General features: G+C 64.7%; 22 protein-coding genes and 1 other RNA gene. 12 read left to right on the top strand and 11 right to left on the bottom strand.

The features are described 5' to 3' along the window. Positions 1–18: 18 nt before the first annotated feature. The 10 genes from N2602_RS29560 to ssrA all read right to left on the bottom strand — a co-directional run bounded on the left by N2602_RS29560 (position 19) and on the right by ssrA (position 9752). Positions 19–1725: a response regulator gene (locus tag N2602_RS29560; protein WP_260380261.1), complete on the bottom strand. Its 1707-nt coding sequence runs from the start codon at positions 1723–1725 to the stop codon at positions 19–21. Continuing rightward, positions 1722–3236 (bottom strand): ATPase domain-containing protein, encoded by a 1515-nt coding sequence (locus tag N2602_RS29555; RefSeq protein WP_260380260.1) that lies wholly within the window; start codon positions 3234–3236, stop codon positions 1722–1724. Before N2602_RS29555 ends, N2602_RS29560 begins: the two co-directional genes overlap by 4 nt. A gap of 284 nt (positions 3237–3520) precedes the next feature. Beyond that, on the bottom strand, positions 3521–4018 hold the full coding sequence (locus tag N2602_RS29550; RefSeq protein ID WP_260383732.1) for a GNAT family N-acetyltransferase: 498 nt from the start codon (positions 4016–4018) through the stop codon (positions 3521–3523). A gap of 196 nt (positions 4019–4214) precedes the next feature. After that, positions 4215–6086 (bottom strand): ferrous iron transporter B, encoded by a 1872-nt coding sequence (locus N2602_RS29545; RefSeq protein ID WP_260380259.1) that lies wholly within the window; start codon positions 6084–6086, stop codon positions 4215–4217. Positions 6087–6123: 37 nt separating this feature from the next. Then, the gene (locus N2602_RS29540; protein ID WP_212259137.1) at positions 6124–6399 is read right to left on the bottom strand and encodes a FeoA family protein; all 276 of its coding nucleotides are present in this window, start codon (positions 6397–6399) and stop codon (positions 6124–6126) included. 115 nt (positions 6400–6514) lie between these two features. Beyond that, positions 6515–6766 (bottom strand): ribbon-helix-helix domain-containing protein, encoded by a 252-nt coding sequence (locus tag N2602_RS29535; protein WP_025038043.1) that lies wholly within the window; start codon positions 6764–6766, stop codon positions 6515–6517. Further along, positions 6763–6951, bottom strand: a complete 189-nt coding sequence (locus N2602_RS29530; protein ID WP_025038042.1) for a DUF4169 family protein — start codon at positions 6949–6951, stop codon at positions 6763–6765. The genes N2602_RS29535 and N2602_RS29530 overlap by 4 nt, the downstream gene beginning before the upstream one ends. Before the next feature lie 276 nt (positions 6952–7227). After that, positions 7228–8661 (bottom strand): class II fumarate hydratase, encoded by a 1434-nt coding sequence (gene fumC / locus N2602_RS29525; RefSeq protein WP_260383731.1) that lies wholly within the window; start codon positions 8659–8661, stop codon positions 7228–7230. An 89-nt stretch (positions 8662–8750) separates the two neighbouring features. Further along, positions 8751–9269: an SspB family protein gene (locus tag N2602_RS29520; protein WP_172787448.1), complete on the bottom strand. Its 519-nt coding sequence runs from the start codon at positions 9267–9269 to the stop codon at positions 8751–8753. A 116-nt stretch (positions 9270–9385) separates the two neighbouring features. Continuing rightward, positions 9386–9752, bottom strand: a transfer-messenger RNA (tmRNA) gene (ssrA, locus tag N2602_RS29515). A 542-nt stretch (positions 9753–10294) separates the two neighbouring features. Between ssrA and N2602_RS29510 the strand changes: the two genes are divergently transcribed. The 10 genes from N2602_RS29510 to N2602_RS29465 all read left to right on the top strand — a co-directional run bounded on the left by N2602_RS29510 (position 10295) and on the right by N2602_RS29465 (position 19793). Continuing rightward, entirely contained in the window at positions 10295–11056 is a 762-nt protein-coding gene (locus N2602_RS29510; protein WP_172787447.1) for a tripartite tricarboxylate transporter TctB family protein, read from the top strand. Between the two features lie 7 nt (positions 11057–11063). Next, a complete protein-coding gene (locus N2602_RS29505; protein WP_172787446.1) occupies positions 11064–12578 on the top strand; it encodes a tripartite tricarboxylate transporter permease in 1515 nt (504 codons plus the stop codon). 141 nt (positions 12579–12719) lie between these two features. Next, complete coding sequence (locus tag N2602_RS29500) at positions 12720–13700, top strand: tripartite tricarboxylate transporter substrate binding protein BugD (RefSeq protein ID WP_260380258.1); 981 nt, start codon at positions 12720–12722, stop codon at positions 13698–13700. 174 nt (positions 13701–13874) lie between these two features. Continuing rightward, the gene (locus N2602_RS29495; protein ID WP_172787444.1) at positions 13875–14669 is read left to right on the top strand and encodes a thymidylate synthase; all 795 of its coding nucleotides are present in this window, start codon (positions 13875–13877) and stop codon (positions 14667–14669) included. Positions 14670–14674: 5 nt separating this feature from the next. Beyond that, positions 14675–15160 (top strand): GNAT family N-acetyltransferase, encoded by a 486-nt coding sequence (locus tag N2602_RS29490; RefSeq protein ID WP_212259140.1) that lies wholly within the window; start codon positions 14675–14677, stop codon positions 15158–15160. Then, on the top strand, positions 15160–15669 hold the full coding sequence (locus N2602_RS29485) for a dihydrofolate reductase (RefSeq protein ID WP_260380257.1): 510 nt from the start codon (positions 15160–15162) through the stop codon (positions 15667–15669). Before N2602_RS29490 ends, N2602_RS29485 begins: the two co-directional genes overlap by 1 nt. 153 nt (positions 15670–15822) lie before the next feature. Next, positions 15823–16953 (top strand): FtsH protease activity modulator HflK, encoded by a 1131-nt coding sequence (gene hflK, locus N2602_RS29480; RefSeq protein ID WP_172787441.1) that lies wholly within the window; start codon positions 15823–15825, stop codon positions 16951–16953. After that, positions 16950–17846, top strand: a complete 897-nt coding sequence (gene hflC / locus N2602_RS29475; RefSeq protein ID WP_212259142.1) for a protease modulator HflC — start codon at positions 16950–16952, stop codon at positions 17844–17846. The genes hflK and hflC overlap by 4 nt, the downstream gene beginning before the upstream one ends. Positions 17847–17917: 71 nt before the next feature. Then, positions 17918–18124 carry a DUF2065 domain-containing protein gene (locus N2602_RS29470; RefSeq protein WP_172787439.1) on the top strand — a complete coding sequence of 69 codons (207 nt, stop codon included), beginning with the start codon at positions 17918–17920 and terminating at the stop codon, positions 18122–18124. Between the two features lie 142 nt (positions 18125–18266). Then, positions 18267–19793: a Do family serine endopeptidase gene (locus N2602_RS29465; protein WP_260380256.1), complete on the top strand. Its 1527-nt coding sequence runs from the start codon at positions 18267–18269 to the stop codon at positions 19791–19793. A 132-nt stretch (positions 19794–19925) separates the two neighbouring features. Here the strand turns inward: N2602_RS29465 and serB are convergent, their stop codons facing one another. Further along, on the bottom strand, positions 19926–20831 hold the full coding sequence (serB, locus tag N2602_RS29460) for a phosphoserine phosphatase SerB (protein ID WP_260380255.1): 906 nt from the start codon (positions 20829–20831) through the stop codon (positions 19926–19928). Between the two features lie 11 nt (positions 20832–20842). Here serB and miaA point away from each other — a divergent pair, with 11 nt between their 5' ends. Both miaA and N2602_RS29450 read left to right on the top strand, forming a co-directional pair. Next, positions 20843–21784, top strand: a complete 942-nt coding sequence (miaA, locus tag N2602_RS29455; protein ID WP_260380254.1) for a tRNA (adenosine(37)-N6)-dimethylallyltransferase MiaA — start codon at positions 20843–20845, stop codon at positions 21782–21784. 328 nt (positions 21785–22112) lie between these two features. After that, positions 22113–23888: an acetolactate synthase 3 large subunit gene (locus N2602_RS29450; protein ID WP_172787435.1), complete on the top strand. Its 1776-nt coding sequence runs from the start codon at positions 22113–22115 to the stop codon at positions 23886–23888. The last annotated feature ends 3 nt before the right edge of the window (positions 23889–23891 follow it).

The following is a 23891-nucleotide window of genomic DNA, read 5'->3' as shown; positions in this document are numbered from 1 at the left end:
CGAAATCCAGGATCACTCTCAGCAGGAGTTCGATCGTTTGGCGCCTGCATCGCGCCGAAGACTTGACTTCGCCGCGGACAAGGCTGCCGCGAGCTCGTCGATGTGATAGGGTTTGGCTAATATTGCAATGCCCGCGGTCTCCGCTTCATGGACCGAGGCTTCGGCGTATCCGCTGGTCAGCAATATCGGTATGTCGCTTCGTCTCTTCCTGATCTCGCGCGCAAGCTCGACCCCGTTCATGCCGCCCGGCATCATGATGTCGGAGAAGATCAGATCGATGGGACGGCCGTCCGCCAGGGCACCAAGCGCTGCCGCGGCGCTGGAGGCGCGGGTGACGTCGTAACCGAGCTGGCCGAGCATCTCGCTGACCAGCGCGGCAACCTCGTTATCGTCCTCCACCAGCAGGATCTGCCCCTGATTGCTCTTCTTCGGGCGCACCCGGGTGAGGTCGATGAGGTGTCGCTCGCCGGAAGGAGTCTCGAAGGATCGCGGCAAATACAGCTCGATGCTCGTGCCGCGGCCGACCTCCGATCGAATTCGCACCGTGCCCCGCGACTGCGTTGCAAATCCATGGACCTGTGCGAGCCCCAGTCCCGACCCCTTGCCGATGTCCTTGGTCGTGAAGAACGGCTCGAAAACCCGCGACATGATTTCCGCGGGCATGCCGACACCGGTGTCGACCATGGACAAGCGAACATAGTCGCCGCAAATCTCCCCATCGTTCAGGCCGGGTAGATTTTCGCCGCGCACGATGATGGTACCGCCATTGGGCATGGCGTCGCGGGCATTGACGGCCAGGTTGAGAATGACGAGCTCGAGCTCTCCGGGATCGACCTCCACCGGCCAGAGCTGCTCCGGAAAGTCGAATTCGACATGGACGTCACCCCTCAGGCTGCGATCGAGCAGTTCTCGCATGCCGCCGATCTGCGCGGCGACGTCGACGGGCTCCGGTCGGAGCTTCTGCCGCCGGGAGAATGCCAGAAGTTGCTTGGTCAGGCTCGCCCCGCGCTGCGCCGCCTGGATCATCCCGTCCATCAGGCGCCGACGGCGGACCGGATCAGTCTGGCGTTCGAGCATGTCGAGGCCGCCGGAAATCACCATCAGGAGATTGTTGAAGTCGTGCGCCACGCCGCCGGTGAGCTGGCCGATGGCTTCGATCTTCTGGGCTTGGCGCAGCGTTTCCTCCACGCGTGCGCGCTCTTCAATTTCGAGGCGAAGCTGCTTGTTGGCCTCCTCCAGCGCTTTGGTCCGCTCGATCACCAGCTTTTCGAGCTCCTGCGCGGTCTGCTCGCGCGCCTCGAGCAGCGCCCGGATCTCGTATTGACGCCCGCGTGCCCGCAGTGCGGATTGGATGGTGCTGGTCAGAGTGATCGGCTGAACCGGGCGTTCGAGCAGCGAAACGTTGCGGAGAAGCTCGACAATGCTGCGTCGCCAGGCGACCACCGCAGGCTGCTCCCGGTGGCTGGTGAGGACGACAAAAGGAAGGTCGGACCATGGCGGTTGGCCCGCGATCCACTTCGCGAGCGGCGCCGTGTCCTTCCCGAACAGACCTTCCTCGGCGACGAAAACGGCGCCCACGCCGGCGCTCATCTCGGTGACGAGCTCTTCCAGATCGCGGCAGTTGACGGCTTCAAGGCCGGAGCCACGGAAGAGCTCCGCAGCGGCTGGGCCGTCGCGGCCGATCGGGGCGAAGACGAGAACGTGGTGATCTCGCCCGACAGTCATTCAGCCGTGCCTTCCGCCATCGCCGGGCCGCTATAATGCGGGGTGCCGGAAAAAATGCCGCTGAAATCCCTCAGTGGAGGACCGAGCTTGATACCGGCGCTGGTGAGCCGAAATTCGCGGATCGTGTGCTCGTGGTTGCCGCTGCGCTTCTTCACGACGGATAAGGCGCGCCGCACCGTTCCGCCGACCTCGAAATAGCGCAACATGAGGACCGCATCGCTGAGATAGCTGATATCGAGGTTGGTGTCTGTTGGCCCAACGAGCCCGTGCTGAGCCAGGATCAGGATGGTGAGAACTCCTTGCTGCGCCAGGAAGCTCAGCAGCTCGTGCATCTGCAGAATGAGAAACCGCTCGTCCGGCATTGCATTGAGGTAGCCGTTCAAGCTGTCGATGACGATGATGCGGGCGTTGTCTCGTTCGACGCTCCTGCGCACGTTGGCCGCGAATTCACCGGGTGAGAGCTCGGCTGGATCGATCTGCTGGAAGCGGATGCGGCCGGCATCGAGATGGTCGTCGAGGGCGAGGCCGAGCGTTCGGGCGCGCGCCTCCACCGTGCCGCGACCTTCATCGAAGGCGAAGAACACGGCGTGCTCGCCGCGTGCCGCTGCTGAAATCGCAAAGGTGAGCGCAACGGACGACTTGCCGACGCCGGCGGCTCCGATCAGAAGCGCGTTGGTGCCGCGCTCGAGACCGCCTCCCAACAACTGATCCAGTTCGGCGTTGCCGCTGGGCGTGAACTCGCCGATAAACGTCTTGTGGTGCTCGGCCGCGACCAGACGTGGGAATATCCGCAAGCCTCCTGTTTCTATTGTGAAATCGTGGTAGCCGCCGCGAAAACGGATGCCGCGCATCTTGATCACGCGAAGCCGCCGCCGCTCGGCACCGTAGTCGATGGCCAGCTGCTCGAGCATCACCACGCCATGCGCGATCGAATGCAGCTGCAGATCGTCCTGAGACGATGAAAGATCGTCGAGCAGCACGACCGTGCAGTTGCGATTGGTGAAGAAGTGCTTCAGGGCCAGAACCTGACGCCTGTAGCGGAGCGGGTTCTGCGCCAGCAGCCGCAATTCCGACAGGCTGTCGAGCACCACGCGGCTGGGATTGATCCGTTCGACCTCCTTGAAGATCAGACCCGTGGTCTCGCTCAGCTCCATCTCGGCGGGATGAAAAACCGTCAGCTCGCGCTCGGGATCGAGCGTCGTTTCCGGCGGCACCAGCTCGAAGATGTCGACGCCGTCCAGTGACCAGCCGTGCCGCTGCGCCACCACAGTGAGCTCGCGTTTGGTCTCGGAGAGAGAAATGTAGAGAACACGTTCGCCGTCCCGCACGCCGCGGAGAAGGAATTGGAGCGCAATCGTGGTCTTGCCAGTGCCCGGCCGGCCTTCATAAAGGTACATCCGGTTGGCATCGAGCCCGCCGCCCAGGATGTCATCCAGACCGTCGCTGCCGGTCGAAATTCTCGGCGAGTCCTTCGGGTCGCAGCCTGGAACAGCCGCGGATTGAACGGTCATGAACCCCCCTTACGTGTGTTCCGAAAGCTCTCCATGCGCTCCGAGCGTGCGCAAGGAGCCGGGTTTGGCTAAAAAGGTCCGTCTTAGGAACTCTCAGGCAAGGATTGAGTTCCCGCGCCGAAACTCCCCCGGACGATAGCGCGGCCGCTTCGTTGCCGCTCAGATGCATCAAGTGAATTGGCGTATTCGCCACCTCGACGGCTGGAGACTGGGACGACCACCGGATCGTGTCGGTTCAAAAATGAACACAAGCGATCCACCTCCACCCGGTCTCGTTCTGGAATTCACCGTCGGATGCGGTAGATCACGACGTCGTTGCCGTGACGGTTCGCGCTTCGCTCGAGCAGATAGTTCGATTTCTCCAACACACGGCGGGATGCAGCGTTGCCGATATAGACGATGCCGATGAGGGAGGGCAGCGCAAGCTGTAATAGTCCGATGTCCGTCAGCGCGGTCGCGATCTCGCTTGCAAATCCCTGGCCCCAGAATTCGCGCTTGAATGCGTAGGCGATCTCGATCTCGTCGACATCGTCCACGAGAATGTGCCGGATGCCGGCCCGTCCGGCAAAGGCCCCGTCTTTCCTTCGCAGTGTCCAGAGCCCGAAGCCGTGCTGGTCCCAATGGGCCATATTGGTCGCAAGATAGGCGCTCGCGACCTCGGGCGTCCGCACCCCGCCGAGAAAACGGGAGACCTCGGCATCGCGATGCAGCGCGACGAGGTCGGCGAGGTGATCCTCGCGCAACCGCTCGGCGGTCAGGCGGTCGGTGCTGAAATGGTCCACGGAGACAGATCGCCGATTGGGTGGCGTGTCGCTCATGCTGCTATCGCTACGGGCTGATCATGACATCATGCCCCTGTTTTGCCCGACGGGTCAACGGACGAGGCGGGTGGTTTGTTGCCTTGCGCGTAACCCGTTGATTTCACGACCCCCGTCTACTGTGCATGGGGTTGTTTTCGTACTTTTGCTTTGGAAGCGGCTAGCCCGCGCCCAGCGCGACCGCGACGTTGTACGTCACGAGGCTCGCCGCATAGGCCAGCACCAGCATGTAGGCGAAGGTGACCCCCATCCAGGCCCAGCTTCCGGTCTCGCGCCGGATCACGGCGAGCGTGGAGGCGCATTGCGGGGCGAAGATGTACCAGGCCAGCATCGACAGCGCGGTCGCGAGCGACCATTTCGTCGCCAGCACCTGGCCGATCTGCTCGGCCGCTTCCTTGCCGCCCTCGATCGCATAGACGGTGCCGAGCGCCGCGACCGCGACCTCGCGCGCCGCCATGCCCGGGATCAGGGCAACCGCGATCTGCCAGTTGAAGCCGACGGGGGCGAGCAGGGGCGCGAGCGCCTTGCCGATCATCGCAGCGAGGCTGAAGTCGATGGCCGGCCCGGTCGCGCCCGCGGGCGGCTGCGGGAACGAGGCCAGGAACCAGATCAGCACCATCATCGAGAAGATCGTGGTGCCGGCGCGCTGCAAGAACATCTTGGCGCGGGTGTAGATGCCGATCACGATCGATTTCAACCGCGGCATCTTGTAGTCCGGCAGCTCCAACATGAAGGGCGCCGGCGCAAAGTCGCGCAGCATGAAGAACTTGATCAGGAACGAGACGACGAGCGCGCTGATGATGCCGGCGGCATAGAGGCCGAACATCACGAGGCCCTGCAGATTGATGAAGCCCCAGACGTCCTTGGCCGGAATGAAGGCGGAGATGATCAGCGTGTAGACCGGAATGCGCGCCGAGCAGGTCATCAGCGGCGCGATCAGGATCGTGGTCAGCCGGTCGCGCTTGTTGTCGATGACGCGCGTCGCCATGATGCCGGGAATGGCGCAGGCAAAGCTCGACAGGAGCGGAATGAAGGCGCGGCCGTGCAGCCCGGCGCCGCCCATGATGCGGTCCATCAGGAACGCCGCGCGCGCCATGTAGCCGAAATCTTCCAGGAGCAGGATGAACAGGAAGATGAGGATGATCTGCGGCAGGAACACGATGACGCTGCCGACGCCGGAGATCACGCCGTTCTGCAGGAAGCTTTGCAGCAAGCCGTCGGGCAGCGTGGCCTGCACCAGCTCCCCGAGCGAGTCGAAGCCGGACTTCAGCAGCTCCATCGCCGGCTGCGCCCAGGCGAACACCGCCTGGAACATCACGAACAGGATCAGCGCGAGCACGATCAGCCCGCCGACCGGATGCAGCACGACGGCGTCGATCCGTGCGGTCCAGGTGTCGGGGCGAGCAGGCAGGCTGACGCAGTCGGCGATGATGCGGTCGGCCTCGCGCTGGGTCGCGCGCAATTCGCTGACGCTGAGCGCGCGCCAGATGTTGTCCTGCGGCTCGGCGGCAAGCTTGACCGAGATCTCGTCGGTCAGCTTGAGCAGGTCGGCCGTGCCGCCCTTGCGCACCGCGATCGAGGTGACCACGGGCACGCCGAGCTCCTTAACGAGCCGCTCGACGTCGACATTGATGCCGCGGCGGCTTGCGATGTCGAACATGTTGAGCACGAGGATCATCGGCCGCCCGGTGCGCTTCAGCTCCAGCAGCAGGCGGATGGTCAGGCGCAGATTGGTGGAATCGGCCACGCACAGCACGAGATCGGGCAGGGTCTCGCCGGAGGCCTTGCCGAGCACGAAGTCGCGGGTGATCTCTTCGTCCGGGCTGCGGCCGCGCAGCGAATAGGTGCCGGGCAGGTCGACCACGGAGACCTGGCGGCCGAGCGGGGTGACGAAGAAGCCTTCCTTGCGCTCGACCGTGACGCCGGGATAGTTCGCGACCTTCTGCCGGCTGCCGGTCAGCGCGTTGAACAGCGAGGTCTTGCCGCTGTTGGGCGTGCCGACCAGGGCGAGATGCAGCAGGGGTGCTTCCATGGGATCAAGGGCCTGGGGGCAAAATTCCGGTCGCGCGTCAGGCGACGATGATGGCCATGGCTTCGCGACGGCGGACTGCGATCGTGATGCTGTCGACCCGTACCGCGATCGGGTCGCGCCCGACCAGCCCCTCATGCAGGATCTCGACCCGGGCGCCCTCGACGAAGCCGAGCTCGATCAGGCGGCTCTCGAGCTCGACGTCCGAAAGTGCCGAGTCCGCCTGCTTGGCGGCGAGGTGCTGGATGACGCCGGTATAGCCGCGCTGGGCCAGACCCAGCGGCATGTGCGAACGCGTATCAGTGGTGTCGGTCATGCCCTGTATTTTCAACGCCGGGCATTGAGGTCAAGCGCGGTCGCCCGCTGAAGCTGCACCTTAGAGCGATTTTAAAGTGCGGCGGCCGGGGCGCCGTCGCGGGCGCCCCCGACGGCTACTGGGCCGGGACCTTGTCCGGCTGGGCGGCCATGGCGCGGCTCTTGAAGTAGTCCAGGACGAAGAGACGGATCGCCGACGACAGATTGCCCTGCTGGCGGTTGTTGTCGATCTCGCCGACCAGCTCGGACAACGTCATGTTGCGCAGGCCGGAGATCTCTTTCATGCCGTTCCAGAACGCCTCTTCCAGGCTGACGCTGGTCTTGTGGCCGGCGACGACGATCGACCGTTTCACGACCGGCGACTTCATGGCTGCTCCTCGCGATCGATCCGGTGCTGGTCCAGGTGCTCCTTGGCCTGGTCCGCCTGCTTCGCCTCGGACGACCGTTCCGCCTTCGTGCGCCCGAATTTCGCCCGGTTGGCGTCCGCCTGCTTCGCCGAGGCTTCCCGCTCGACGCGCTTCCTGAAACGATTCAGGTTGATGACGTTCCCCATGCCGCGTCTCCATCATCCGATCCTCTTCAGGCAGGATGGAACATTCAGAAACAGGGCGCCGCATTGCGCCCCAAAAGACTTGATCGCCATTCGCTCGTCCTCGTCAATCGGCCCTTGGGGCCATCAAAGGATGCTTCGCCCCGTCGAGGGCAGCAGGGCTGCGTAACACGCCGCCCCGCCGCAACATTGACGGTAATCAAATCCTGCCCCCAAAACCGCATATTTTTGGGCGCCGAGCGTCCGTATCATTACGGATGGCTATCGGAATTCGGAATTTTATCCCGGGCTGGTCATCTTCTCGGGGCGCACCAGGCGGTCGAACTCCTCGGCCGAGACGAAGCCGAGCCGCAGCGCCTCCTCCTTCAGCGTGGTGCCGTTGGCATGCGCCGTCTTGGCCACCTTGGCGGCGTTGTCGTAGCCGATCTTCGGGGCCAGCGCCGTCACCAGCATCAGCGAGCGCTCCATCAGCTCCTTGATGCGCTTCTCGTCGGCGCGGATGCCGCTGACGCAATGCTCGGTGAAGCAGCCCGCGGCATCCGCCATCAGGCGGATCGAGTGCAGCATGTTGTAGGCCAGCACCGGCTTGTAGACGTTGAGCTCGAAATGGCCCTGGCTGCCGGCGACCGTGATCGCGGTGTGATTGCCGAACACCTGGCAGCACACCATGGTCATCGCCTCGCACTGGGTCGGGTTGACCTTCCCCGGCATGATCGAGGAGCCGGGCTCGTTCTCCGGCAGGATCAATTCGCCGAGGCCCGAGCGCGGTCCGGAGCCGAGCAGTCGGATGTCGTTGGCGATCTTGAACAGGCCGGTCGCGACCGAATTGATGGCACCGTGCGCCAGCACATAGGCGTCGTTCGAGGCCAGCGCCTCGAATTTGTTGGCGGCGCTGGTGAAGGGCAGCTTGGTGATCCCGGCGACATGCTTTGCGAACAGTTTTGCAAAGCGCGGCTTCGAGTTGAGGCCGGTGCCGACGGCGGTGCCGCCCTGCGCCAGCGGATAGAGGTCCTTCACCGCGACCTTGAGCCGGGCGATGCCGCTTTCGACCTGCGCTGCATAGCCGGAGAATTCCTGACCGAGCGTCAGCGGCGTCGCATCCTGGGTATGGGTACGGCCGATCTTCACGATCTTCGAAAACTCCTTCTCTTTCTTGCGCAGCACGCGCAGCAACTCGGCGAGGGCAGGGACGAGATCGACATTGATGCGGCTTGCCGCCGCGATGTGCATCGCGGTCGGGAAGGAATCGTTCGACGACTGGCTCATGTTGACGTGATCGTTGGGATGCACCGGCTTCTTGGCGCCGAGTTCGCCGCCGAGCAGCTCGTTGGCGCGGTTGGCGATGACCTCGTTGAGGTTCATGTTGCTCTGCGTGCCCGAGCCGGTCTGCCACACGACAAGCGGGAAATGATCGTCCAGCTTGCCCTCGATCACCTCGCGCGCGGCGCGGACGATGGCATTGGCGCGGCGCTGATCGAGCAGTCCGAGTTCGAGATTGGACTGCGCGGCGGCGAGCTTGACCATGCCGAGGGCATGCACGAGCGAGATCGGCATGCGGTCGGTGCCGATGCGGAAATTCTGGCGCGACCGCTCGGTCTGCGCCCCCCAATAGCGATCGGCGGGCACCTCGATGGGACCGAAACTATCGGTCTCGGTGCGGGTCGCCGGGCGGGCGGTGTTCGAGCGGGAAGCTTTGGCCATGAGCACATCCATTCTGCCGCGCGAAACGCCGCACGGCCTCTTCATGTGCTTCTCTATATAGGCAGTTGGGGCGGGCGCGATGGCGTCGCGGCCAACCTAGATCATTTCTTGCGGAAACGATCGAGCCGCACGACCTCGGCGCCGCCCTGGCTCGGCGGGGTTGGCTCATCGGCAGCTTCCGCCTTCTCCGCGGCAGGTGCCGGGACCGATACGGCCGATGGCGCAGGCGCTGCCGGCAGATTGTCCGGCGCGACCTCGGCGACGTCGGAGGTGTCGAATTGGAGGCCGAACTTCACGGACGGATCAAGGAAGCTCTTGATCGCACTGAACGGCACCACCAGCCGCTCCGGAATGCCGCCAAAGGACAGGCCGACCTCGAAGCGGTCCTCGAGCACGGTCAGGTCCCAGAACTGGTGCTGGAGGATGATCGTCATCTCCTCCGGATATTGCGCGAGCAGCCGCGGCGACAGCTTCACGCCCTCGGCCTTGGACACGAAGGTGATGAAGAAATGGTGCTCGCCCGGCAGGCCATGGGCCGCGGCATCGGTCAGCACCTTCCGCAGCACGCCGCGCAGCGCGTCGCGGGCCAGCACATCGTATCGGATATGATCGGTCGCCATGGTGGTCCTGTTGCATCCCCGAAGCCGGACCCTGCCGATCCGACTCGCCAAGCCGCAATAGTACCGCGCCTGACGGGTGAGCAGGAGTCCCCGCCGGGGAAGAAAGCAAAGAGTAAAGTGGAGGCTTCTGTTGCCAGGTGCCTCCGAACCCCGCCTAGCGGAGCTTAACCCACTAGGACTTTAGAGTGGTCTTTCAAACTGCGTTACGCAGCCTGAGCAACCGGAGCAAAGTTGTCGTTGGCAACTATTGCAGTAGCCCGATAACGGCGGAACAATACCGGGAAAAAGCACGCCCTTTACGCCCTCGTCGATCCTATTTCGCCCCCGCCAAAGCCCAGCTTCAGGCTCGCCCGATGGTGGGCTTTGGTGGAGGCGCCGGGTACCGCCCCCGGGTCCGAATGGTTTATTACGACGACCGTTTATTTCCATAGCCGGCGAACCGGCACTCCCAATATAGGGGGCAAAGCTCCCGAAAAACAGAGGGTTGGAGGAGCTATCCTGCGGTTCCCTTTGGATAGGTTTCAGGCCGCCTTGGGCCGCTCTCCTGCGCGGCGGTCTGACTCTTGATGGCGGCTGCTGATGGCGGCTGCTGGTCGCGATCCCCGTCAGTGTCGGCGTCACTTATTTCCTGCGGCGGAAAGTAGCAGCATGACCGGCCGAAGCCCGATCTGGTCCCTGATCTTCGCCTTCTGTCCGATGTCGCTGCTCGCCGAGGGCGGGACCGCGGCGACGGCACCTGATGCACCGGGGCGCACAGTGGGTGCATGACTGGATGACCGACAGGCAGCGAAGCGCCCTCATCCTGCGATCGCACAATTGCTGCACTGCTTCTGAGCGCGATGGTTGCGGTGGTCGCGTCCATCTCGCGCAGCAATCCACTCTGGCATCGCCTTGCCGGTGGCGTGTTGGGTTTTGCTGGCATTGTCTGATGAAAATCGCTAGGCAGTGATCCGGGCGGGGGTAACCAGTTCCAGCCGATTTAGAACAACAGTGCTCGTGACTTACGGGTCGCGGAGGAGACAGGCATGGCCGACACGATGGGCCACTCAGCGACAGCCACCCGAAACACCCGGTTGGCGCTCGGCTTTTGTCTGCTGGCGATTGCGCCGCAGATTTTCGAATTGATCTGGTCGATCGGGACGATCTTCGGCTGGGGGACTGGCCGCGGTCCGGCGGCGGTCGTCACCAGCCACGCGACAGCGCTGCTGGCCGGCGCGCCCAGTGCCATCTTCGGATCGTTCGGCGGCGGCGCCAAGAAGATGTCGTCCGAGGTGCTGCTGGCGCTGATCTATTCCTATCCGCTGTTTGCGGTGGCGATCCTCACGGTGTTCATGACCATCCGTTCGGCGCAAGACTATGTCGGCGGCGTCGTGCTGATGGCCCTTGCCCTGTTCGCGCTGTGGGCGTCGAGTGATTTGCAAGGCATGCGTGGCTTCTCCTTCGGTGCAGGCACTGCGCCACGTATGTTCGGCGGGCTGCTGGTTGCCCTGTCTGCCGGCGTCGCGTTGACCGGCCTGATCACGGAGGGACCGGCGCTTGCCCATTATTCCTGGCGCGGGCCGCTGTTCGTGATGGCCGCGATCCTGTTCTTCGCGCTGGCGATCCGGCCGCTCGGCCTCGTGGTCACGGCTTTTGCCAGCTTCATGATCGCGGCGACGGGCTCGCACGAGACGCGCTGGCTGGAAGCGGCCATCGTCGGCGCCTGCCTGACGCTCGGCTGTGCAATCCTGTTCCCCTACGTGCTCGGGCTGCCGATGCCGATGTTTCCGCGTTTCCTGATCCAGTGAGGGCGTGATGGATATCTTTGCCAACCTCGCTCACGGCTTCGCCGTCGCGTTCTCCCCGATCAATCTCCTGATGTGCCTGATCGGCGCCCTCGTCGGCACGCTGGTCGGCGTTCTACCTGGCATCGGAACCATCGCGACCGTTGCCATGCTGCTGCCGATCACCTTCGGACTGCCGCCGGTGGGCGCGCTGATCATGCTCGCCGGCATCTATTACGGCGCGCAATATGGCGGCTCGACCACGTCGATCCTGGTCAACATACCCGGTGAGGCGACATCGGTCGTGACCGCCATCGACGGTCACCAGATGGCGAAGCAAGGCCGTGCCGGCCCGGCGCTGGCGATCGCCGCGATCGGCTCGTTCTTCGCCGGCTGCGTCGCGACCGTCTTGATCGCACTGCTTGGCGCACCCCTGACGAAACTCGCGCTGGCGTTCGGCCCGGCCGAATATTTCTCGCTGATGGTGCTCGGTCTGATCTTCGCGGTCGTGCTGGCCAAGGGCTCGGTGCTGAAGGCGATTGCGATGATCGTGTTCGGCCTCTTGCTGTCGATGGTCGGCTCGGACATCGAGACCGGCGCCTCGCGCATGGCCTTCAACATTCCGGAGCTCGCCGACGGACTCGGCTTTGCGACGGTGGCGATGGGTGTGTTCGGCTTCGCCGAGATCATCCGCAATCTCGACCACGGCGCCGAGATGAACCGCGACCTCGTGCAGCAGAAGATCACCGGCCTGATGCCCACCAGGAAGGACCTGGCGGATGCGACGCCGCCGATCCTGCGCGGCACCGTGCTCGGCTCGATCCTCGGTATCCTGCCCGGCGGCGGCGCGGTGATCGCGTCCTTCGCGGCCTATACGCTCGAGAAGAAGCTCTCAAAGACCCCGTCCCGGTTCGGCCGCGGCGCGATCGAGGGCGTGGCGGGACCGGAGAGTGCCAACAACGCCGCGGCACAGACCTCGTTCATTCCGCTGCTCACGCTCGGCATCCCGCCGAACGCGGTGATGGCGCTGATGGTGGGTGCCATGACCATCCATGGCATCGTGCCCGGTCCGCAGGTGATGCAGAAGCAGCCGGATCTCGTCTGGGGCATGATCGCCTCGATGTGGATCGGCAATCTGATGCTGATCATCATCAACCTGCCGCTGGTCGGAATCTGGGTGCGGCTCTTGCGCGTGCCGTACCGGCTGATGTTCCCCTCGATCGTGATCTTCTGCGCGATCGGCATCTATTCGGTGAACAACGCGCCGGTCGACGTCATCCTCGCGGGCGTGTTCGGTCTCGTCGGCTATTGGCTGATCAAGCACGATTTCGAGCCGGCGCCGTTGCTGCTCGGCATGGTGCTCGGACCGCTGATGGAGGAGAACCTGCGCCGGGCGCTGCTGATCTCGCGTGGCGACTGGAGCGTGTTCCTGACGCGTCCGTTGTCGGCGGTGCTGCTTGCGGTCGCGGCGAGCCTGCTTGTCCTGACAGTGCTCCCCGTGTTGCGCGCCAAGCGCGACGAGGTGTTCACCGAGTCCGAGAACTGAGGTCGCTCGCGCCCTGCGCCCGCGCCGCGCCCTGCGTCGGCACGCCGCATTCGGAAGTCGAATCGACTTGTGTTACGGCTTTGTGAAATGGAAATGCCGGCCTTTGGGCCGGCATTTTATTGTGTCCAAAGGGGGATCGCCATGACGTTCATTCGCGCGCTCGCAGGCGCATGTGCAGCAGCGATAGCATCGCTGGGCGCCTTTATCGCAACGGCTGAGGCGCAGACCTATCCGACGCGCAGCATTACCATGATCGTGCCCTTCGCGGCTGGCGGGCCGACTGACGTGATCTCACGGATCGTCACCGGGCACATGGCGCAGACGCTGGGGCAGAGCATCATCATCGAGAACGTCGTGGGTGCCGGCGGCACCACTGCCACGACGCGTGCAGCGCGTGCGGCCAATGATGGCTATACGCTGATCACCGGGCATATGGGCACGCATGCCGCCTCTGTGCCGCTCTATCCGAAGCTGGCCTATCAGCCCGAGAAAGACTTCGAGCCGATCGCCCTGCTGGCGGGCACGCCGATCCTGATCCTGGCGCGCAAGGACTTTCCGCCGAAGGACCTCAAGGAGTTCGTCACCTATGTGAAGGCGAATGCCGAGAAGGTGAACGCCGCGCATGCCGGCGTCGGCTCGGTTTCGCACGTCTCGTGCGAGCTTCTGCACTCGATCCTCGACATCAAGCCGGTCGGCGTGCCCTTCAACGGGACGGGACCTGCGATGAATGCGCTGGTGGCGGGTCAGGTCGACTACATGTGCGACCAGATCGTCAACGCCGTCCCGCAGATCAATGCCGGCACCATCAAGGCCTATGCGATCGCCACGGCCGAGCGCAACCCGTCGCTGCCGAACGTGCCGACCACGGCGGAAGCCGGCCTGCCGGCATTCCAGGCTCAGGCCTGGAACGCGATGTTCGCGCCCAAGGGAACCTCGCCTGCGATCGTGGCAAGTGTGAACGCCGCCGCCGTCAAGGCACTCGACGACGAGACTGTGAAGAAGCGCCTGCTCGAACTCGGCAGCGTCATCCCCGCGCCGAAGGACCGAACCCCGGAGGCGCTGGCGACCCTGGTCAAGAACGAGATCACGAAGTGGAGCCCGGTGCTCAAGCCGGCAAATTAAGCGAAAGCGATCAAGGCGCTAGGCGAGGGGCGGAACGCTGAGTTTCGCCCCCTTGTCGTTTGTGCCGGGAACACTCACTTTTCCGGGTATAATCGACGGGGACAGCGAATCGCCGCTGTTGCAGCGCGGGGGCGGCCGCTAAGTTCGCCGCCTCCCCAAAGGCTCAGTCGCAACATGCACCAGTATCAGGACCTGCTCGAGCGGATTCTTTCAGACGGCGTCGAGAAGACCGACCGGACCGGCACCGGCACGCTCTCGGTGTTCGGCCATCAGATGCGCTTCAATTTGTCGGCCGGCTTCCCGATGCTGACAACCAAGCGGCTGCCGCTGAAGGCGATCGTGCATGAGCTGCTCTGGTTCCTGAAGGGCGACACCAACATCAAATATCTGCGCGACAACGGCGTCACGATCTGGGACGAGTGGGCGGACGCCAATGGCGATCTCGGTCCGGTCTACGGCCATCAGTGGCGCTCCTGGCCGACACCCGACGGCGGCAGCATCGACCAGATCGCCAAGGTCATCGACATGATCAAGCGCACCCCGGATTCGCGTCGGCTGATCGTGACCGCCTGGAATCCGGCGGACGTCGACAAGATGGCGCTGCCGCCTTGCCATCTGCTATTCCAGTTCTATGTCGCGAACGGCAAGCTGTCGTGCCAGCTCTATCAGCGTTCGGCGGACGTCTTCCTCGGCGTGCCCTTCAACATCGCATCCTACGCGCTGCTCACCATGATGGTCGCGCAAGTTACCGGCCTCAAGCCCGGCGACTTCGTGCACTCGCTCGGCGACACCCATCTCTATTCCAACCACCTGGAGCAGGCGCGGCTCCAGCTCAGCCGCGCACCTCGCGCGCTGCCGGTGATGCGGATCAACCCCGATGTGAAGGACATCTTCTCCTTCCGCTACGAAGACTTCGAGCTCGTCGGCTACGATCCGCATCCGCACATCAAGGCGGAAGTCGCGGTCTGACACCGATGTCCTCGACCATCCGCCGTGCGCAGCTCGGGGAGGCCGGGCTCGTCCTGTCCTTCATCCGCGAGCTCGCTGAGTACGAAAAGCTCACGCACGAGGTCGAGGCGACCGAGGCCGACATCGCCGACGCGCTGTTCGGCGAGCGGCCGCAGCTCTATTGCGCGATCGCGGAGTGGAACGGCGAGCCGGTCGGCTTCGCGGTGTGGTTTCTCAATTTCTCCACCTTCAGCGGCCGCCACGGCATCTATCTCGAAGATCTCTATGTGCGGCCGTCGCATCGGGGCAAGGGTCTCGGCAAGGCGCTGCTGGCCTATCTCGCCAGGGAATGCGTCGACAACGGCTGGTCGCGCCTGCAATGGGCGGTGCTCGACTGGAACGCACCCTCGATCGCGTTCTACAAATCGCTCGGCGCGGTCATGATGGACGACTGGACGCTGTGCCGCGTCACCGGGCCTGCGCTGACACAGCTTGCCGGGAGCTCTGCCTGATGGAGATCGTCTTCGTCGTCGCGATCGCGGAGAACGGCGTTATCGGCACGGGCAATGCCATGCCGTGGCGGTTGAAGTCCGATATGGCGCGCTTCAAGGCGCTGACCATCGGCAAGCCCGTGATCATGGGGCGCAAGACCTTCGAGACCCTGCGCCGGCCGCTGCCGGGCCGCACCAACATCGTGGTCACGCGCGATGCGGCCTATCGCGCCAATGGCGCCATCGTCACGACGTCGCCAGCGGATGCCGGTGCGGTCGCGCTTGGCGATGCCCTGCGGCGTTCGGTCACTGAAATCGCGGTGATCGGCGGCGCCGAGATCTTCCGGCAATGGCTGGATCGCGCCGATCGTCTCGAAATTACCGAAGTGCACGCGCGCCCCGAAGGCGACACGTATTTCGACATCGACAAGGCGGAATGGGACGAGGTTGAACGCATCCGCCACCCTGCCGGCCCCGACGACAGCGCCGACGTCTCCTATGTGACATATCGTCGGCGGCGCGGCCATTAACCGCTTTCGTCAATGTTTACATTGACTTTTTCGTGCCCGAGCATAGCTCGGAAGACGGTCAGGGCTGCGTTGTAAGGGACTTGCCTGTCCCCTATAAAGCCGGACCGGACAAAGCGGGCGGGGGCAATTCCACCCTGCCGAGGAGAGCGTCGAATGCCGTGGAAGAATCAGGGCGGTGGCCCGTGGGGCTCGGGTCCAAAGGGACCATGGGGCTCGGGCCCGCAACCGGTCGGGCCGAGGCCGCCGGATCTGGAAGACCTTCTGCGGCGCGGCCAGGACCGCCTCCAGCAGATCATGCCGGGCGGCTATTTCTCCGGCATCGGCATCACGCTGATCATCCTGCTGATCGTCGCATTCTGGCTGCTGTCGGGCTTCTTCCGCGTGCAGTCCGAAGAGCTCGGCGTCGTGCTGCGCTTCGGCAAGCATGTCCGCACCGTGCAGCCCGGCCTGAACTATCATCTGCCCTATCCAATCGAGACAGTGCTGCTGCCCAAGGCGCTGCGCGTCAACACCATCTCCGTCGGCATGACGCTGATCGACGATCCGGCGCGGCGCGGCCGCTCCATTCGCGACGTGCCTGAAGAGAGCCTGATGCTGACCGGCGACGAGAACATCGTCGACGTCGACTTCACCGTGCTCTGGCGCATCAAGCCGGACGGCATCGGCGAATTCCTCTTCAACATCCAGAATCCCGAAGGTACCGTGAAGGCGGTCTCCGAGAGCGCGATGCGTGAGGTGATCGGCCGTTCGCAGATCCAGCCCATCCTGACCGGCGCCCGCAACACGATCGAGCAGCGTGTGCAGGAGCTGATCCAGAAGACCCTCGACAGCTACGGCGCAGGCATTCTCATCACCCAGGTGCAGATGCAGAAGGTCGATCCGCCGGCGCAGGTGATCGACGCCTTCCGCGACGTGCAGGCGGCCCGTGCCAATCTCGAGCAGCTGCAAAACGAGGCGCACACTTACGCCAACCAGGTCGTGCCGCAGGCGCATGGACGGGCAGCCAAGATCCTCCAGGACGCCGAGGGCTACAAGGAGCAGGCGGTTGCCGAGGCCAAGGGCCAGAGCGCGCGCTTCCTGAAGGTTTACGAGGAATACAAGAAGGCGCCCGATGTGACGCGAGAACGGATTTATCTGGAGACGATGGAGCGCGTGCTCGGCGGCGCCGACAAGCTCGTCTATGACGGTGGCCCCTCAGGCCAAGGCGTCGTGCCCTATCTGCCGCTTCCCGAACTGGCGCCCAAACGGACACCCGGTCCGCAGTCGAGCGGAGCAAGCCGATGAGGTCTCCGGTTACAGGTTTCGTCACGCTGATCGGGCTGCTCCTGGTCCTGATCGTGGCCTACATGTCGCTGTTCACGGTGCAGCAGACCGAGCAGACGATCGTGCTCCAGTTCGGCAGGCCGGTCGACGTCGTCACCGCGCCGGGCCTTCATTTCAAGGCGCCGTGGAATTCGGTGATCAACATCGACAAGCGGATCCTCGACCTGGAGAACCCGTCGCAGGAGGCGATCGCCTCCGACCAGAAGCGGCTCGTGGTCGACGCCTTTGCGCGCTACCGCATCAAGGATGCGCTGCGCTTCTATCAGAGCGTCGGCTCGATCCAGGCCGCCAACATCCAGCTCACCACGCTCCTGAACGCGGCGCTGCGCCGCGTGCTCGGCGAGGTCACGTTCATCAACGTGGTGCGCGACGACCGCGAGAAGCTGATGCTGCGCATCCGCGACCAGCTCGACCGCGAGGCCGACGGCTACGGCATTCAGGTCGTCGACGTCCGGATCCGCCGCGCCGATCTGCCGGAGCAGAACAGCCAGGCGGTCTATCTGCGCATGAAGACGGAGCGTGAGCGCGAGGCCGCCGAGTTCCGGGCACAGGGTGGCCAGAAGGCCCAGGAGATCAAGTCCAAGGCCGACCGCGAGGCGACCGTCATCGTCGCCGAGGCCAATTCGCAGGCCGAGCAGACCCGCGGTGCGGGCGATGCCGAGCGCAACCGTCTGTTTGCGGAGGCCTACGGCAAGGACGCCGACTTCTTCGCCTTCTACCGGTCGATGACGGCCTATGAGAACGGGCTGCGTGCGAACGACACCCGCTTCCTGCTGCGGCCGGATTCGGATTTCTTCCGGTACTTCGGTAACCCGTCCGGCAAGACGGCAACCGAGACGCCGGCGAAGCCGTAAGCTAGACAAGGGCGGCGGATTTCGCCGCCCTTTGTCCAGACAAGAACAGCATAACGGGAGGTTCCATTCCGATGAGGTCCATTGCGTTCGCCGACTTCCTCATCGGCCTAGGCATCCTGTTCGTGCTCGAAGGCTTGATGTTCGCAGCCAGTCCGAACTGGATGCGCAAAGCCATGAAAAGCGCCATCGCCACTCCGGACAACATCCTGCGGGCGGTCGGGATTGCCTCGGCCGTGGCCGGACTGGTCCTGATCTGGGTTATGCGTCGGCCGATTTAGGGCTTCGGCCAACGCCAAAGTGAAGGCGCCAGACTGGTTTTCGCCTTATTATCGGGCTCTTGAGGCCCGTGAAGCTCCGCGCTTGCGCCGTGCCCCCGTTCGAGCGCAGTCTGGCGCCGAATCCCTTTGTCTGGAGATCACAATGACCGCTGCCACCATTGCCCCGTCCCGCTCGCGCCGCCGCGTGCGACTTGGTGTGCGAATTGGGCTGGCCGCGCTCGCCGTCGGTGCTTTCAGCGCGTTCGGCACGCCGGCCCAGGCGCGCGGACCGGATGGCATCGCCGACGTCGCCGAGAAGGTGATCGACGCGGTCGTCAACATCTCGACCTCGCAGACGGTCGAGGCCAAGGGGGGCGGCAGCAACACCATGCCGCAACTGCCGCCAGGCTCGCCGTTCGAGGAGTTCTTTGACGACTTCTTCAAGAACCGCCGGGGTCCCGGCGGCGGCAGCAAGGGCGGCGAGCGCGGCGACAACAACCCGCCGCGCAAGACCAACTCGCTCGGAAGCGGCTTCATCATCGACACGGCGGGCGTCGTCGTCACCAACAACCACGTCATTGCGGATGCCGACGAGATCCACGTCATCCTCAACGACGGCACCAAGATCAAGGCCGAGCTGGTCGGCGTCGACAAGAAGACCGATCTCGCCGTGCTCAAGATCAAGCCGCCGAAGCCGCTGGTCGCGGTGAAGTTCGGCGATAGCGACAAGCTGCGCCTCGGCGACTGGGTGGTCGCGATCGGCAATCCCTTCAGTCTCGGTGGTACGGTGACGGCCGGCATCGTCTCGGCCAAGAACCGCGACATCTCCTCCGGGCCGTACGACAGCTACATCCAGACCGACGCCTCCATCAACCGCGGCAATTCCGGTGGTCCGCTGTTCAACCTCGACGGCGACGTCATCGGCGTCAACACGCTGATCATCTCGCCGTCCGGCGGCTCCATCGGCATCGGCTTCGCCGTGCCGTCGAAGACGGTGGTGGGCGTCGTCGACCAGCTCCGCCAGTTCGGCGAGCTGCGCCGCGGCTGGCTCGGCGTGCGCATCCAGAGCGTCACCGACGAGATCGCCGAAAGCCTCAACATCAAGCCCGCGCGCGGTGCGCTGGTCGCCGGCGTCGACGACAAGGGCCCGGCCAAGCCCGCCGGGATCGAGCCCGGCGACGTCGTCGTCAAGTTCGACGGCAAGGACGTCAAGGACCCGAAGGACCTGTCCCGCGTCGTCGCCGACACCGCGGTCGGCAAGGAGGTCGACGTCGTCATCATCCGCAAGGGCCAGGAAGAGATCAAGAAGGTCACGCTCGGCCGCCTCCAGGATCCCGACAAGGTGCAGGCGGCGGTGAAGACCGACGAGCCGGCGCCGGAGAAGCCGGTGACGCAGAAGGCGCTCGGCCTCGATCTCGCAGCGCTGAGCAAGGATCTGCGTACGCGCTACAAGATCAAGGAGAGCGTCAAGGGCGTGGTCGTCACCAATGTCGACGCCAATTCGGACGCCGCCGAGAAGCGTCTGTCCGCCGGCGACGTCATCGTCGAGGTGGCGCAGGAGGCGGTGTCGAGCGGCGCCGACATCCAGAAGCGGGTCGACCAGCTCAAGAAGGACGGCAAGAAATCGGTGCTGCTGCTGGTCTCGAACGGCGACGGCGAGCTGCGGTTTGTCGCGCTGAGCGTGCAGTAGGAAAGGCACGGTCCTGTAGGGTGGGCAAAGCGAAGCGTGCCCACCATCTTTCTACCCTCGCGGCAACAAGGGTGGGCACGGCGCAAGGGCGCGTTTGCCCACCTACGGCTGCTGAGCGTGCAGCAAGGGCGGCTAGCCCTCCACGAACTCGTCGCGCCGATACCCCTGCGCATAAAGCAGCGCAGTGAGATCGCCGTGATCGATCCGCGCCGCCGCAGCCGCCGCCACGGCGGGCTTGGCGTGATAGGCCACACCCAGCCCCGCGGCCTGGATCATCGCGAGATCGTTGGCGCCGTCGCCGACCACGACCGAGTCGATGTCGTCGAGATCGAACGATTCCATCAGGTCGACCAGCGTCGCGAGCTTCGCGGCGCGGCCCAGGATCGGTTCCTTCACTTCGCCGGTGAACTTGCCGTCGCGCACGACGAGCTCGTTGGCGCGGTTCTCCTGGAAGCCGATCTTGGCGGCGACCGCGCGCGTGAACAAAGTAAAGCCGCCGGAGACGAGGCAGGTGTAGGCGCCGTTCGCGCGCATGGTCGCGACCAGCTCGCGGCCGCCCGGCGTCAGCGTGATGCGCTTGGCCAGCACCTCGTCGACCGCGGTGGCCGGCAGGTCCTTGAGCAGCGCGACGCGCCCGCGCAGCGCCGGCTCGAACTCGATCTCGCCGCGCATCGCACGCTCGGTGATGCCTGCGACATGCGCCTTGACCCCGACGAAATCGGCGAGCTCGTCGATGCATTCCTGGCCGATCATGGTGGAATCCATGTCGGCGAGAAAAAGCTTCTTGCGCCTGGAGCCAACAGGCTGCACGACGATGTCGATGGGCAGGTCGCCGCGGAGCTCGCGCAACCGCTGCTCGATGGCGTGGCGGTCGCCTGCGAGGTTACTGTCGGCGCCGAAGGGGATGTCGACCGCAACCCCGTCGAACAGCCAGTGCGCGGGCGCCGCCTGCGGCAGCACGGCGCGGGCGCCGTCGACGATGGTCGAGTCGAGCGCGGGATTGTCAGGATTGCAGATCAGCGTGGCGACGAGGGACATTTGAGGTTTTCGTGAGCGAGGGGCATTCGAGCAAGGCCGTGCTTATCGCAGGCCCGACCGCCAGCGGCAAGTCGGCGCTGGCGCTCGAGCTTGCGCTCGCCGCCGGCGGCGTCGTCATCAATGCCGATTCCATGCAGGTCTATCGTGACCTCCGCATCATCACGGCGCGGCCGACCGCGGCGGACGAGGCGCTCGTGCCGCATCGGCTCTATGGCCACGTCGATGCCGCCGTGAATTTCTCGGCCGGTGCCTGGGTAAGCGATGCCGCGAAGGCGCTCCATGAGGCGAGGGCGCAGCGACGTCTGCCGATCTTCATCGGCGGCACCGGGCTCTATTTCAAGGCACTGACCACAGGTCTCTCCGTGGTGCCGCCGATCCCCGCCGAGCTGCGCGAGGACGTGCGCGCGCGGCTGGAGCGGAACGGCGTCGAGGCGCTGCACGCGGAACTCGCAGCCCGCGATCCGCGCGCGGCCGAGCGATTGAACCTGCGCGACCGCACCCGCATCGCCCGCGCGCTCGAGGTGATCGAGGCAACCGGCCGTTCGCTGCTCGATTGGCACTGCGAGGGACAGCCACCGCTGCTGCCCAAGGACAGTTTTCGTGCGATCTTCCTCGCGCCCGGGCGTGACGAGCTCTGTGCCCGCATCGATGCTCGTTTCGATGCCATGTTGGGCGCCGGCGCGCTCAAGGAGGTCGAGCGGCTCGCCGCCAGGCATCTCGATCCGCTGCTGCCGGCCATGAAGGCCCATGGCGTGCCGTCCTTGATCCGGCATCTGCGCGGCGAGCTCAGCCTGGAGGAGGCCGCCAGCATCGGCCGCGGCGATACCCGCCACTACGCTAAGCGGCAATTCACCTGGTTCCGGCACCAGCTGCCCGACTTCGAATGGGTCCGGCCGGAGGAGGCGAGGGGATGGCTCGCGGCGATCGTGACCGCGGAGCGGGACCTCGATTGACGCGCTTTTGTGCCGGGTTCCCGAATTTACCTCTCGCCGAACCCGGGGAACACCGCTACACTGCCAAAATCGCGCGGGAACGGCCGCATTGCCTTGACATCCAGGCTTTGGCGGCTATGTTTCGCGCAACCTTTGGGAAGCCGAGCGCCCGCCATGCGTAACATTATTACCAAACTCCTTATCGCCGTCGTACCCAGGCACACCGCCGGGGGTGGCTAGCTGCCATCCACATGACAGGCGGTGTGCATGGGCCCTCTTCGGGGCCTTTTTTATTTCCCGAACCCGACACGAACGAAGCCGCTGACAACAGCGCATCCGGAGCAAGCCAATGAGCGACAAGAGCCACGATCCGAACCAGATGACCGGCGCAGCGATGATCGTCCGCGCACTCATCGATCACGGCGTGACCGACATTTTCGGCTATCCGGGCGGCGCGGTGCTTCCGATCTACGACGAGATCTTCCAGCAGAGCGAGGTCCAGCACATCCTGGTCCGCCACGAGCAGGGCGCGGGCCATGCCGCCGAAGGCTATGCGCGCTCGACCGGCAAGCCGGGCGTTGCGCTGGTGACCTCCGGCCCCGGGGCCACCAACATGGTGACGCCGCTAACGGACGCGCTGATGGACTCGATCCCGCTGGTCTGCATCTCCGGCCAGGTGCCGACGCATCTGATCGGCAACGATGCGTTCCAGGAATGTGACACCGTCGGCATCACGCGCCCCTGCACCAAGCACAACTGGCTGGTGCGCGACGTCAACGATCTCGCCAAGGTGCTGCATGAGGCCTTCTACGTCGCAACCTCGGGCCGTCCGGGCCCGGTGCTGGTCGACGTCCCCAAGGACGTGCAGTTCGCCACCGGCACCTATCATCCGCCGCGCAAATCGGACGTGCACCGCTCCTACGCGCCGCGCCTGAAGGGCGATGCGACGCAGATCCGTAAAGCGGTCTCGCTGCTCGCGAATGCCAAGCGTCCCGTGATCTACAGCGGCGGCGGCGTGATCAATTCCGGCCCCGAGGCGACCAAGCTGTTGCGCGAGCTGGTCGAGGTCACCGGTTTTCCGATCACCTCGACGCTGATGGGCCTCGGCGCCTATCCGGCGTCGGGCAAGAACTGGCTCGGCATGCTCGGCATGCACGGCACCTACGAGGCTAACATGACCATGCATGATTGCGACGTCATGCTGTGCGTCGGCGCGCGCTTCGACGATCGCATCACCGGCCGCGTCGATGCGTTCTCGCCGGGCTCGAAGAAGATCCACATCGACATCGATCCGTCCTCGATCAACAAGAACATCCGGGTCGACGTGCCGATCATCGGCGATTGCGGCAACGTCCTCGGCGACATCCTCCAGGTGTTCAAGGCGGAGGCGAAGAAGCCCGACATCAGGTCGTGGTGGCAGCAGATCGCGCAATGGCGCGCCCGTAACTCGCTCTATTACAAGAAGAGCAACGACGTCATCCTGCCGCAGCACGCGATCCAGAGCCTGTTCGAAGCGACGCGAGGCAAGGATACCTACATCACGACCGAGGTCGGCCAGCATCAGATGTGGGCGGCGCAGTTCTACGGCTTCGAGGAGCCACATCGCTGGATGACCTCGGGCGGTCTCGGCACGATGGGCTACGGCCTGCCGGCCGCGGTCGGCGTTCAGGTGGCGCACCCGGACAGCCTCGTCATCGACATTGCGGGCGATGCCTCGGTGCAGATGACGATGCAGGAGATGTCGACGGCGGTTCAGTACGAGCTGCCGATCAAGATCTTCATTCTGAACAACCAGTACATGGGCATGGTGCGCCAGTGGCAGCAGCTGCTGCACGGCAACCGGCTGTCGCATTCCTATTCGGAGGCGCTGCCGGACTTCGTCAAGCTGGCGGAGGCCTACGGCGCCGTCGGCCTCCAGGTGCACAAACCGGCCGATCTCGATGGCGCCATCAAGGAGATGATCTCGGTCAAGCGCCCGGTGCTGTTCGACTGCCGTGTCGCGGCACTCGAAAACTGCTTCCCGATGATCCCCTCCGGCAAGGCACATAACGAGATGCTGCTGCCGGAGCAGGCCAACGACGAGGCCACCGCGAAGGCATTCGCCGGCGGCAAGGCGCTGGTCTGAGGC

The organism is Bradyrhizobium sp. NC92 (genome assembly GCF_025200865.1).
Lineage (GTDB): Bacteria > Pseudomonadota > Alphaproteobacteria > Rhizobiales > Xanthobacteraceae > Bradyrhizobium.
Note: the sequence above shows the minus strand (reverse complement) of the source record. Positions and strands in the feature narration are given on the sequence as shown.